Annotated in this window: 7 protein-coding genes; 6 read left to right on the top strand and 1 reads right to left on the bottom strand. The window is 42.3% G+C overall.

Annotated features, from left to right (window positions below; translation table 11 throughout):
* Positions 1-7: 7 nt before the first annotated feature.
* Positions 8-2,380, bottom strand: coding sequence for a GH92 family glycosyl hydrolase (locus tag R8806_RS10590; RefSeq protein WP_124315986.1), 2,373 nt, complete (start codon positions 2,378-2,380; stop codon positions 8-10).
* Between the two features lie 118 nt (positions 2,381-2,498).
* Between R8806_RS10590 and R8806_RS10585 the strand changes: the two genes are divergently transcribed.
* From R8806_RS10585 to R8806_RS10560, 6 genes are all read left to right on the top strand, one after another.
* On the top strand, positions 2,499-4,652 hold the full coding sequence (locus R8806_RS10585; RefSeq protein ID WP_124315985.1) for a cation:proton antiporter: 2,154 nt from the start codon (positions 2,499-2,501) through the stop codon (positions 4,650-4,652).
* A 17-nt stretch (positions 4,653-4,669) separates the two neighbouring features.
* The gene (locus tag R8806_RS10580) at positions 4,670-7,279 is read left to right on the top strand and encodes a hypothetical protein (protein WP_124315984.1); all 2,610 of its coding nucleotides are present in this window, start codon (positions 4,670-4,672) and stop codon (positions 7,277-7,279) included.
* Between the two features lie 48 nt (positions 7,280-7,327).
* Positions 7,328-7,873, top strand: coding sequence for an RNA polymerase sigma-70 factor (locus tag R8806_RS10575; RefSeq protein WP_124315983.1), 546 nt, complete (start codon positions 7,328-7,330; stop codon positions 7,871-7,873).
* Positions 7,874-7,961: 88 nt separating this feature from the next.
* Entirely contained in the window at positions 7,962-9,125 is a 1,164-nt protein-coding gene (locus R8806_RS10570; protein ID WP_124315982.1) for a FecR family protein, read from the top strand.
* 106 nt (positions 9,126-9,231) lie between these two features.
* Positions 9,232-12,801, top strand: coding sequence for a SusC/RagA family TonB-linked outer membrane protein (locus tag R8806_RS10565; protein WP_124315981.1), 3,570 nt, complete (start codon positions 9,232-9,234; stop codon positions 12,799-12,801).
* A gap of 20 nt (positions 12,802-12,821) precedes the next feature.
* Entirely contained in the window at positions 12,822-14,324 is a 1,503-nt protein-coding gene (locus tag R8806_RS10560) for a RagB/SusD family nutrient uptake outer membrane protein (RefSeq protein WP_164719566.1), read from the top strand.
* Positions 14,325-14,329: the final 5 nt, after the last annotated feature.

The following is a 14,329-nucleotide window of genomic DNA, read 5'->3' as shown; positions in this document are numbered from 1 at the left end:
TGTTTTGTTATTTGGAATGGGGCATGGATGCAATCCCCCAACGGGTATTTGGGGTAGAGTCCATTTGTAGTTTCAAGTGTCCGCCGTTTATAATTTCCCGACGATAGAACCAGCAATCTTCTAACGGTTGCCCGTTGAGTGTCGCGGACTGCACGTAATAATGATCGGGAGCGTTATTTTCTGTTTCAATCACGAGTGTTTTACCGGAATAGTACCGGGGATCAAGTTTAATCGTGATTTTGCGGAATTTAGGACTGCCAATTTGGTAAGAAGGGGTGATGTTGGTTCCTCCCTGTACGTCGAATAAACCCACGGCAGCCATGACATACCAGGCTCCCAATTGTCCTTGATCTTCGTCCTGTCCGTAACCGTAACCGTGTTCCGGTGTGGTACCGTAGAACTCATCACAGATTAACCGGGTGTATAGTTGTGTCAACCACGGTTTGCCGGAATAGTTGAATAGCCAAGCATCGTGCAGGCAGGGTTGATTTCCTTGATTGTATAGTTTCTCGACACCGGAAAAACTATCAATCTCTTTTCCCCCACCGAACTGTGTTTTCCGGGATTCGACAAACGTATTTTCCAGTCTTTCGTTGAAGAGATCGGTTCCCATGAGGTTTATCAAACCTTGGATGTCGTGGGGAACATACCAGGTGTATTGTGCGGCATTCCCTTCTTGGAATCCTTGCCAGCCTTTTAGAGGGTCGAAGTCTTTCATGAAACTGCCATCCATTTCACGGGGACGCATATATTTTGTTTCCGGGTCGAATAGATTTTTGTAGGCGTACGAGTATTGTATGAGGGTATCGTAGGCGGCTGTTTTCCCGAGAGCTCTGGCCATTTGTGCCGCTGCGTAACAACTGAAGGCGTATTCCAGCGTGTGGGATGCCCCGAAGTTGCAGACCCAGTTATTGGGATACAGATAATCTTTCAAAGGAACAAAACCTTGTTTGATAAAGTATTCATTGTCGTATTTCCCGTTCCCCATATCCCGTCCTTTGTATTCCAGTTCGTTTTTACAGATGGCACTCCAGGCTGATTCTATGTTGAAATCACGAATTCCGGCTTGATAGGCGGCACATATGATTAATCCCTGGAAATTGGTTTGTACCCCGTTCGTGTATACTCCGGCAGCTTCCCCGTCGTGTAGCCAACCGGAATTTTTGAAGAAGTCCAGATTTGATTTTATGTAGCTGGAAAATATTTCAGGATAGGCTAACGTCCATATTTGGGTGAGGTTCCAGAAACCGCCCCACATCCCGTCGGTATTGTGATGAGAATAGAGCGGAATTCCGTTTTTGTCCAAAGGGATCTGGCCAATTGTTTTATCATGTTGAATGTACTGTCCGTTTATATCGTTGGCAATTCCCCTGCCGAGTAGGGTATGGTAGAGCCCGGTATAGAATTTGGTTTTATCTTCCGGGGTTCCGCCTTCTACTTGGATGCGACCGAGCATTTCATTCCAGGTTTGACGGGCGGCATTTTTCACGTCATTGAAACTTTTTCCGGCAACTTCTGTATCCCGGTTGTTACGTGCGTTTTCAATGCTGGTATAGGATAGGCCGACTTGCATTTGTACCTGTTCATATGCTTTTGTCGGGAAGGTGAGATATAGCCCGCATCCGGGGCCTTTTACCGTGTTGGAGTTTTCTTGTACCTTCTCGTCAATAAATGTTCCGATTGTTTGCGGTTGCTTGTCCAGTTTGGCGGCAAAATAGATTTTTATTTTCCCGTCCGGCTGGCAGAATGTGGTATAAATCGGGTAGTTTTCCACCCATCCGGTCACTTCGTTGGTTTCCGGATGGTACGTGACTTCCGCATCCGTGATGGTGGCACTTTCTCCTTGTTTATGCCCGATATCAAACAGTATTCTTGACGTGGCGGATTGGGGAAAGGTATAGCGGTGCAAACCCGTCCGGGTGGTTGCCGTGATTTCTGCTTTGATATTGTAATCCGTGAGAGTTACGGCGTAATAACCGGGAGTGGATATTTCTGTCGCCTTGTCGATGCGTGAACGATATCCGGAATCCGGATCTTCTAATGTACCCGGTAAGGTTTTTAATTCCCCGGTGGTAGGAATCGTTACTACACCGCCTATCTGGAACTCGTGAAAATGGGCGAATCCTTCAATGGAAGTATGTCGATCATCATATCCACAAGGAAGCCAGCTTCCATAGCTTCCGTAAGCATTCGTGGTCGGGGCGAGTTTGGCCATTCCCATGGGGAGTGCGGCCGGGGTATAGAAGAACCAACGACAATGTACCGAGCCGATTTGCGGATTAACCCAATCTACCGGTTGTTTCTTTTCCGGGGTGGGTTGGCATGAATAAAAACCTAGAATCAGTAAACATAGGCTAAAGAGACGGGTTGTAGTTTGCATCTTATTTTTAGGTTAAGGTGATTTTGCTGACAAATTTATCTTTTTTTACTTCTTTATTCATTAAAAAAGAATAAATTTGTAATGTAAAGAGTAAAAATCCGGCTAAAATATTTCTTCTATGTTGAATCTGAATATATTAAGTGTTACGATGCCATTAACGAATCCCGTGTTAATTTTTTCTGTAATCCTTTTTATTATTCTGTTTGCTCCACTTGTATTACATCGTTTTAAGATTCCGGATATTGTCGGTCTGATTATTGCCGGTGCTTTGATCGGGCCTTACGGCTTGCATATCATGGATCGGGATAGTAGTATCGTGTTGTTCGGGACGGTGGGTTTATTGTATATCATGTTCGTGGCGGGGCTGGAAATCGACATGGCGGATTTTAAAAAGAATAGTAAACGGAGTTTGATATTTGGTCTTTATACTTTTTTTATCCCGATGATTCTGGGAACGTTTGCCGGGGTTTATTTGTTAGATTTTTCTTATCCTACTTCCATTTTGTTGGCGAGTATGTTTGCCTCCCACACGCTGGTGACTTACCCGATCGTGAGTAAATATGGAATCACGAAGAATCGGGCGGTTAACGTGACGATTGGCGGGACCGTGGTGACTTGTTTGCTGGCACTACTCGTGTTGGCGGTTATCGTGGGAATGTCCACGGGAGAGTTGACCCAAGGATTTTGGATCCAGTTGGGGGTATCAACGCTCGTGTTTGCTTTTATCGTGCTTTGGGGATTTCCCTTTGTCGGACGTTGGTATTTCAAACGATATGATGATCGCGTGGGTCAGTTTATATTTGTTCTGGGCCTTGTTTTCTTTGCCTCTTTCTTGGCAGAGGCGGCAGGGTTGGAGGCTATTATCGGGGCATTCTTGGCGGGATTGGCATTAAATCGTTTGATTCCGAATACGTCGGCATTGATGAACCGGATTGAGTTCGTGGGGAATGCTTTGTTTATTCCGTTTTTCCTGATCGGGGTCGGAATGTTGGTAAATTTTCACGTGTTTTTGTATGATTTGACCACGATATGGGTGGCTGTTGTCATGTGTGTGGTGGCAACCGTATCGAAGTTTATCCCGGCTTGGTTGGCACAGAAGAATTTCCGGTTTACGACTTCTGAAAGGACATTGATTTTTGGATTGAGTAACGCTCAGGCGGCGGCTACTTTGGCGGCAGTTTTGGTGGGGTATAACGTTATTTTGGGAACAACTCCGGAAGGAGAACCGATTCGTTTACTGAATGAAAGCGTGCTGAACGGTACGGTCGTGATGATCTTGGTGACCTGTATTATCGCCTCTTTTGCCACGCAGAAAGGAGCGCAGGAGGTGGCTTTGGCCGAGTTTGCAGAAGATGAGAGCGTGGATAGTGAAGAAGTAGAAGATCGCATTTTGATTCCATTGAGTAATATCGAGAATGTGGAGGAGTTGGTCAGTTTGGCTGTAACGATTAAATCCAAAAAGGCGAAAGCCGTGATGACGGCTTTGAACGTGATTCAAGCGGACGAGGGGGACAGTATGGCGGAGAAGAAGGCGAATCTGTTACTGGAAAAGGCAACGAAAGCTGCTGCGGCAACAGACAATGAGTTGGTGACTTCTCTGCGTTATGATGAGGATATTGTAAATGGAATCAAAAATGCCACGAAAGAGCATAAGATAACTGATATTGTACTGGGACTTCGTAAGGAAGGGGTCATTTCTGATACTTTTTTGGGGAATCTGACAGACCGGGTGTTGTCAAAATGTGCGACGACCACGTTGGTTTACCGTCCCGCACAACCCTTGTCCACGATAAAACGTTACATTGTGGTGGTGCCGTTTCGGGCAGAGCGAGAAATCGGTTTCCCTTACTGGGTAATTCGTGTATGGAATATGGCTAAAAATTCAAGCAGTAAGATCGTGTTTTATGCCGATACTGCCGTGTTGAATGTATTGCAGGATATACAGGCTAAGCATCATATAGAGGTGGAATTTAATGAATTCAATAATTGGGATGATTTTTTGATCATATCCCGTGATGTAAAGGAGAATGATGCTTTGATGATCGTGATGAGTAGAAGGAATTATCCCTCTTATTTGAAAAATATGACGATGATCCCGACTTATTTGAACAAGTATTTCTGTAAAAATAGTTGTATTTTGGTTTATCCGATGCAGATAGGTATTGGCGAACAGGAATTAGGGGCGTTAAAGAGTATACCTCATGCAGATTCTCATGACAGCTTGGATGATCTGGCGGATGTGTTGAGAGGATTGTTCAAGAGAAATAAATGATTTAATTCGTTTGCCGTATGAAAAAAGTGATCGTTCTTTTGGGTATTATTTTATTGGGATATGCTTTTAACGAGTTTTCTCCTTTTGAAAAGAAGTTGATCACTAATTTTACGGCACAGATCCGGGAGTTGCAACAGGAAAAAGTGTACCTGCACACGGATAAAAGCGTGTACACGGTGGGGGATAAGCTGTGGTTCCGGGCTTACCAAGTACATGCGGCTGCGGTGTTTCCCATGGTTTATAGTCACTATATCTATGTCGATTTGATCGATCGACGGGATTCCGTGATTCAGCGGGTGAAAGTTGCTGAACGGGATTCTTGTTTCTTCGGGCAGATCGAGATCCCCAAGGATTTACAACAAGGGGATTATGCTTTGCGGGCTTTTACTTATTATATGCAGAATGGAGGGGAGGATTATTTTTTCAAAAAGAAGATCCGGGTGATTAACCCGAAAGATTCAAGGGTATGGACGGATGTGACTTACACGAAGAATCGGGAAAATAATTATACGGCAACGATTCGTTTGTCTGACGGGCAGGGAGAACCATATAGCCGGACGTCGGTAACTTATATTGCCGGGGTGAAGAAGGATCAGTATTCGGTGAAACCAGCCCGGACGGATAAAGACGGGAAGTTTGAAGTGAAGATTGATACCACGATGAAAACAATCGAAGTGGAATTTCGGGATGGACAACCTTTCCCGTTTAAACGCTATATTTATATCCCCTCACAATTAAAGGATTTTGACGTGCAGTTTTTCCCGGAAGGAGGAAATTTGTTATCGGGGAATTTTCAGCAAGTGGCGTTTAAGGCTATCGGGGCTGACGGGAGAGCCGTGGAGGCCTCGGGAGAAGTGTATCAAGATTCGATCGTGATTGCTACGGTTCATACCCAGCATGACGGAATGGGAAAATTTCGTTTGCCCGTGAATCCGGGAAAGAAGTTTTATGCCGTGATGAAGACGGAGGAAGGGGTAGAAAAACGATTTGATTTGCCCGAAGTTTCGGAGACGGGATGGGGACTTTCGGTTAGCCGGAAGGATTCAATTCTGAGTTATCGGGTGATCAAAGGGGAGAATGCTATATTGCCGGAGGAATTGTACACGGTAGTGCATTGTCGGGGTATCGTTGTCGGGATAAATCGGGTAAATGGCTTGCAAAGGGGAAGTGTGAATTTGAATATTTTGCCGGAAGGGATTTCACATATCGTGTTGCTTGATGCTGCGGGAAAGGTGTATAGTCAACGATTATTCTTCGTGAAACGTAACCAGCGTCCGGAGTTGAAAATTACGACAGATAAGCCGACGTATATTGCCCGAGAGTTGGTGGAAATGGAGATCGATTTCGAAGAGGCATATAAAGGCCTGTTAGACGGATCGTTTTCAATATCTGTGACAGATGATCAAAAAGTGGTGCAGGATTCTTTGGAGGACAATATTTTATCCAATTTATTGTTGACTTCGGATTTGAAGGGATACATTGATAACCCGGCTTATTATTTCAATGATACGACACCAGAGATTGCGGATAATCTGGATTTGGTGATGATGACACACGGGTGGACTCGTTTTGACGTATCCAAGTTGGCTAGGGGGGAGTTTGATGATTTAAAATACCCGTTGGAGATTGGGCAGGTGATTTCCGGGAGAGTGAATAATTTCTGGGGGAAGAAGTCGAAGGGGGCTAATATCGTATTGATTTCCAATTATGGATTGTGTCGGATGGCAGAAACGGATGAGACCGGGAATTTTTTGATTGACGGTCTGGCTTTCCATGACAGTACTTCATTTTTGGTGCAGGCATTAAGCGCTAAAGGACGTCGGGGGGTAACTGTGAATATAGATCAAGATGAATTTTTACCTCCACATTATACGTTGCCTAACACGTTGGAGACAAAGAAAAAAGAGGACGATTTTTATAAAAAGTTCGGGCAGGATTATTATTACGAGAACGGGGAGAAGGTGTACGTGCTAGACGAAGTACTCGTGTCTCGTCGGAAACAGAAAAAGAGCTATTCTTTTTACGATAATATAGCTAATCATCAATTGGATTCAGCCCAGATTGCAGAAAATGCAGCTTTGGATATAACTTGGATCGTGCAACAGTTGCCGGGTGTGACTTTTGAAAAAGATGATGATGGGGAAGATTGTTTCAAGCAATTCGGACGGAAATTGTACGTTTTGGTAAATGATTTTGAAGAAACGATGGATCAGATTCGTTTGATCCCGACGGGTGCTTTGCGGAATATATCTTTGTTGGATCAGATGCAAGGAAAAATCTTTTTTGGAGATCGGGGGGCTAACGGAGTATTAATTATCTCCGCAGAACCGGGGTGGACACCGAAGGATTTGGGACGTCCCAATGTGTTACCTTTTAAAATCATGGGGTACCAGATCCCGGACGAATTTTACGTGCCTAAATACGAGATTGATTCCGTGCGTCGGGATAATCGTTATGACGAACGCTCGACAATTTACTGGCAACCGGTTGTCAAGATCAGTAAAGATGCCTCGGCTAAATTGTCTTTCTACACGGCAGATACGTACGGAAAATATTCTGTTATCGTGGAAGGAATAACTTCAAGAGGAGTGATTTGTCGGAAACGTGTTCCCTTGATATTGAAATAATTCAAAATTTATTTGCATATTTGCCATTCATAGAGATGGATGATAGGTATGAACAGGAATTATTGTTTTACATTAACTAATGGTACACGGCTTGATTTCAAGCAAGTGTTCGATCAATATTTTAATTCCTTGGTTCTTTTTGCTGATCGTTATTTGGGAGAGCGAGAAGAGAGTGAATCTCTTGTGCAGGATACTTTCCTTGCTCTGTGGGAAAACAGGTTAGAGTTTCCGGATGAACTTTCCGTGAAGGCTTATTTATATTCTACGGTACGGAATAAGGCTTTGAATGTGTTGAAACATCGTAAGATTGAGCAACATTATATGAATGAAATTCTTCAGGACGAGGATGCGGAGCTTTATTATATGAGGTCGGTGATTGAAGAAGAAACACGCCGGTTAATTTTTACGGCCATTGATTCTTTGCCGGAACATTGCAGAAAGGTGTGTCTGTTGAATCTCGAAGGAATGGATAATCAGGAAATTGCAGATGAGTTGCGGATTTCCCTGAACACGGTGAAATTTCATAAAAAGAATGCTTACAAGCTATTACGGGATAAATTGAAAGATCAATTTTATCTTCTGTTTCTTATTTAGAACATCCTTACTAAAAAGATCGATTTTTTTAAGTTTTTCACTACCCGCTTTTTTATTTCAGTTGTTCTAGGAATATAAACGAATAGATATGACTAGAAAATATATTCGAATAGCGGAATTGATCTATAAGGATAAAATCGGGGAACTTACCGGGCAGGAGAAGCAAGAACTGCTTGCTTGGTTGGAGGAATCTGATTTTAATAGGCAGATATTCGATGAATTAGCAAAAGGAAGTTCATTAAGTCGGAGTTATGCTGAATACCGGAATGTACATCGGGAACAGGTGTGGAATAAAATTGAAAAACAGATAGCTCCGCAAAGGTCTCGGTTGTCGTTGCGATGGATCGGGTATGCGGCATCCGTGATGATATTGGTGGTGGCGGGATGGTTTGCCTTCCAAATGTCGGATAATAAGGATTCGGTACAGGAAGGTAAAAAAGTAGCCCGGATTACACCGGGGACACAAAAGGCGATATTGCATTTGGATAATGGGGAACAAGTCGTTTTAGCAGACAATAACACGGTGATTGTTGAAGACAGCCTTTCAGGGAAAATAGAACAAGTGGATAAGACGTTAGTGTATCAAACGGAATCCACCGTGAAGGAAGAACGACTTAACGTGTTGGAAATTCCGAATGGGGGAGAATTTCAAGTAACATTAGCTGATGGGTCGAGAGTATGGTTGAATGCGGGGACTAGATTGACTTACCCGATTGCTTTCGTGGGAAAAGAACGGCGGGTACGTTTGGATGGTGAAGGTTATTTTGAAGTTGAGCGGGATGAGAGCAAGCCTTTCATCGTGGAAATAAATGGAATGGAGGTGAAGGTGCTGGGGACATCCTTTAATTTGAGGTCTTTTGCTGCAGACAATCGTTCGACGGCAACTTTGGTGAGTGGTAAAATTGAGGTGAAAACTCCCACGCAACGTATTGAACTTTTACCGAATCAACAAGCGGATTTATTGGTAGGGGAAAACAAACTTGCTGTGCGTGAAGTTGATGCAGTTGCTTACAGTGCTTGGACGAAAGGAAGGTTTGTGTTTCGTCGGGAACGTTTAGAGACGATACTGGATGATGTGTCTCGTTGGTATAACGTGACGGTATTTTATGAACAAAGTCGGGTGAAGGATATACTTTTCTCCGGAATCGTGGAGCGATATGCAGATATATCCGAAACGTTGGAAATGTTAGAAAAGACAGGGAAAGTGAATTTTATAGTAGATGAACAGAAAATTATAGTGCGAGCCAAATAAAAAAACAGGAAAGTGCTCCAACACTTCCCTGCTTAAAGTTTCATTATTGGTAGTTTGCTCCAACAAACTAGCAATAGAGTTTAACCTTAAAGAATTAAACAAAACTATGAAAAAAAAACGAGAATTTGACTTTCTCAAGGGGAGAAAGTTGCAAATTAGTTTGTTAAAGATGAAAGTGACGGCATTACTACTTTTAGTGTGTGTCCTGCAAAGTATGGCAGGAGCGTATTCCCAGACAACGAAGTATGATATTTCGATGACAAGCGGGAGGTTAGAAAATGTGTTCAAGTTGATTGAACAGAAAGGTGAATATACCTTCTTGTATTCTATTGAAGACGTGGATCAGATTTCTTCTGTAAACGTGAATGTGAAACAAGCGGATTTAAAGGAAGTTTTGGACATTTGCTTGGCGAATACAAAATTGACTTACGAGATCAATGGCCGTTTGGTAATTATCCGGGTGAAGGATGAGAATCCTGAAAATAAAATGGTCGTGATTAAAGGAGTGGTGAAAGATAAAAAGGGGGAACCATTGCCGGGGGTAACAATTGTAGGGAAAGGAACGACTGTTGGTGTTGCTACCGGAATAAATGGAGAGTTTTCTTTTACGACCGTGAAACAAGATAGCGTGGTACTATTATTTTCTTTTGTTGGAATGAAGACTAAGGAAGTGAAGTGGCAGGGAGAGAAGATGTTGAATGTTGTCTTGGAAGAGGATACGAAAGAGGTTGAGGAAGTTGTCGTAACGGGTTACCAAACCGTGAAAAAATCAAATATGGCGGGTTCTGTCAGCACGGTGAAAGCCGAGGATTTGGTTTTAACAGGTACTCAATCTTTGGAACAGGCTTTGCAAGGGAAGTTAGCCGGAGTGGCAATTCAGAATCAAAGTGGTTTGGTTGGTACTCGTCAAAAAGTGCGGGTGAGAGGAACTTCAACTTTGTTAGGTAGTCAGGATCCTGTATGGGTAGTCGATGGAATCATTCAAGAAGACCCACTTCCTTTTAAGGCAACCGATTTGTCTATGTCTAACACGAATCCGGACAATATTGATATGATCCGTAATTTCGTGGGTAGTGCAATCTCTTGGTTAAACCCTTCAGATATTAAAGATGTTACTGTATTGAAAGATGCTTCTGCTACAGCGATTTATGGCGTGAAAGCGGCTAATGGGGTTATCGTGATCAACACAAAAAGAGGAGAAAAAGGACGTATGTCTATTAACTATTCTGGCAGTTTTTCAATAGGGTCTAAGGTAACTTACGACAAGATGAATTTGATGAACTCTAAAGAGCGCGTGGATGTTTCCCGGGAAATATACGAGAGAGGTTTGGTTAACGGTAACGTGTTGCAGGATGTAGGGTATCAAGAAGTGTTACAGCAATATTTGCAGGATAAGATTTCCTATGACCAATTTAATGCTAGTGTAAAGAGATTAGAGACAGTTAACACGGACTGGTTCGATCTGTTGTTTGAAAATCCATTCTCTTATTCTAATAGTATCAGCGTGTCCGGAGGTAGTGATAAGACTACGTATTATGCCTCTTTTGGTATGTCAAATAATAATGGTACGGCTAAGGGAAATGATTCTAAGAATTATCAGGGAAGTGTGAACGTGACAACGATATTTTGGGACCGTTTGCGTTTTTCTGCTAAAGTGGCCGGGAGTGTTGCTAAGACAAAGGGATTTCATGGTAGCGTGCAACCCTATTCTTATGCTTCTACTACGAGTCGTGTGATTTCGGCTTTTGATGATAATGGAGATTTATATTATTACAAGAATGCTAATAAGTTTAGATACAATATATTAAATGAGTTGGCAGGCACCGGAAATGAGAACACTTCCAATTCATTGAATGCGAATATTAGTTTGAATTTGGATATTTTACGTGGTTTGAAATATGAGATGTCAATTGGTTATAGCTACACTTCCTCTCACGGACAGTCTTGGGCAACAGAAAGAACTTATTATATTACGGCTAAACGTGGCTACGAATTCGGGCAATATGGTGCGAATGATGCAGAATATAAAAAGAGTGGGTTGCCCCATGGAGGTGAATTGAATATGCAGGATTCGCGTAATGAGAATTATACTTGGAGAAACCAGTTATCATACGTGAAAAATTTTGGTAGACACTTGTTGACAGCCACGGTAGGTCAGGAGGCCAGTAGCTCTAAATATGACGGTTTTACTGGTACTTTTTGGGGATATTTACCGGAACGTGGAAATACGATTAAAAATCCCCCATTGAATACCGAAAATAATGGATATCTTTCAGCGAATACAACTTACGCACAGCCTTCGAAGTCGATTATTAATAACAAGGCGAATAAATTGTCTTTTTATGGTGCATTTACGTACACTTTCGATGAGCGTTATGTATTTAACGCTAGTATACGATCAGATGCATCCAATCGTTTCGGGCAAGATAAAAGCGCTCGCTTTTTACCGGTGTGGTCGTTCGGGTTGCGTTGGAATATGGGACGGGAACATTTCTTAGAAGGACAAGATTTCTTGAACGAGTGTAGTTTCCGATTGACTTATGGATACCAAGGGAATGCTAATGAGGCTGCCTCTCCCGATTTGATCGCTAGAATTGCAGGCGATAATGAGGGAGGTATTGTTATGGGTGAATATGCATTGAATATTAAGAGCTTGCCTAATCCGAAATTAAAATGGGAAAAAACGGCAACATTGAATGCTGGGGTTGATTTTGTGTTTTGGAAAAATAAGATTAACGGATCATTTGAGTATTATTACAAAAAGACTACAGATGCAGTTATTAACAAGGAGGTGGGAATGGAAAATGGAGTGACGAGTATGCCAATGAATGGTGGTTCGTTGGAGAATTATGGATGGGAATTGAGTTTTAGTTTCGCTCCAGTGCGTACGAATAATTTCATTTGGACATTAGGGTTGAATACTTCCAAGAACTATAATAAGGTGACGAGTAAATTAGAGTCCAACAAGAACTGGACCCAAGCCACGACTGGAAACGTGAACAAAGAAGGATATGCTGTGTCCAGTTTTTGGGCATTTGAATTTGACGGGTTGAATCCAGAGGATGGTACGCCTCGTTTCAACTTACCGGGAGTCGATACTCCTGATGCTAAAACAGATGCCACGATATATATGAAACACATGGGTAAATTGGATCCCGACTTTACTTCCGGTTTGAGTATGGGTTTTCGTTTCAAGGATCTGTCACTTTCCTCGTCGTTCTATCTTTCCGTGGGTGGGAAGAAATTTTTAGCACCAATGTATGCTGCAGAGATGTATAATGATACTCCGAACGAATATAATAATTTGCCAAAAGATTTGGTGAAACGTTGGCGTAAACCGGGGGATGAAAATTATACGAATATACCATCTTTACCTCAGAAAGGGGAAAAGGGGATAACTTTACCGAATTCGAGTGAATATTTTGCGAAAGTATATAATTACGCAGATATTCGGGTGGTAAATGCTTCTTACTTGCGTTGTAACAATATTTCATTGTCCTACAACTTGTCCAAGGGATGGATCAAGAAGTTTGCCCAAAATATGAGCTTCTCGTTCAATGTGTCCAATCCTTTCATAATCGTGAGCAGTGAGTTTAAGGGCAGAGACCCCGAGGTGGCAACCGGATCGCAACCGATAACACGGAACTATTCATTTAGTGTAAACTTGAGTTTCTAATGATTAGACTAATAAATCGTATGAGAAATATACTATTATTTTTATTATTATTGGGATTTGCCGGATGCGGCGATTTCTTGGAAGAGTCCAGTAAGGACGAAGTACGTCCATCAACAGTGGATGATTTGATGCAGGTGATGGTTGGAGAGGGATACCCCATGGGAATGTTGGACTATCCTTATACAGATTTGCTTTCCGATGATGTGCAATGTAATGGTGCGGGAACTGATGAGACTATGGTAAGTCGAGTGGAAGAAATTCGCTCTCTCTTTCTCTGGGAAGATGATATGTTCGAGATATTAAAGGCTGATGGTTATAACTCATGGAAAAAGTGTTACAATAAGATTATGGGATGTAACACGATTTTGGATTATATTGATAAAGTAACAGGGGAACAAACGGCAAAAGATAACTTGCGGGGGCAGGCATACGTGTTACGTGCTTATTACTATTTCTTGTTGGTGAACTACTATGCGTTGCCCTATAATTTTGGAAATCCTGCTGAAAATCTAGGTGTGCCGTTGAAGTTGGAAATGGCTGTACATGATGGTTTTATGGCCCGGAATTCGGTGGCAGAAGTGTACGAGCAGATCGTGAAAGATCTGGAAAAGGGAATTCAATTGTTAGAAGAAAATCCGGTGGAGATGTCTCTATATAAAATCCATGCTTTAGCTGGAAAGTCTATTTTATGTAGAGTGTATCTTTACATGGAGGATTTGGATAATACTTTGAAATATGCTAATATGGTATTGGAGGAAAAGTCGACTTTAACTTCTTTAGCTAGTATGCCGACAGATGCTATGCAGTACCAAGGAAATAGTGTGTGGAGTATTTATAATTCGTCAACGAGTGACGAGATTATTTGGATGTATGGGGGATCGGGGATGTTCTCCAGTTTGTACCCGTCGGCCTATTCAGCAATGAATCCTTTTACTCCTTCTGATGAATTAATGGACTTGTATGATTTTTCAGCTACGGATGCGAATAATCATGGAGATTTACGGGTATATGCATATTATTATTGGAATATGTATTTGAATTGGTCCCCATTTGAATATGTTGCTTTCCCCGAATACGGGTATAAAGGAGGACGGAGTTTATCGTATGCAGCCCACGGAATCCGGACTGCGGAGTTGTATTTAAACAGAGCGGAAGTGTATGTACGTAAATTCATGGAAACCGGAGAGGGAAATTTCCGAACTTTGGCTTTGGCTGATTTGAATAAATTGCGTGAAAATCGTTATGATACGCGGACTACGGCTTACGAAGAAGTTGATATTAAGGATGCGGATGAGTTGTGGCAGTTCTATCAAGAGGAACGTCGGAGAGAGCTGAGTTTTGAAGGACATCGTTGGTTCGATCTACGCCGTTACGGTATGCCTGAATTATCACATGTTTATTTTGTAAAAACGGGTGAGGCGGAAACAATTACGACTTTGCGCGAGGGTGACCCTCGTTACGTGTTGCCGATTCCGCAGGTAGCTTTGGATCGTAATCCTTATTTAGAACAGAACAAACGTTAAGTATA

Source organism: Butyricimonas faecihominis, assembly GCF_033096445.1.
Lineage (GTDB): Bacteria > Bacteroidota > Bacteroidia > Bacteroidales > Marinifilaceae > Butyricimonas > Butyricimonas faecihominis.
Note: the sequence above shows the minus strand (reverse complement) of the source record. Positions and strands in the feature narration are given on the sequence as shown.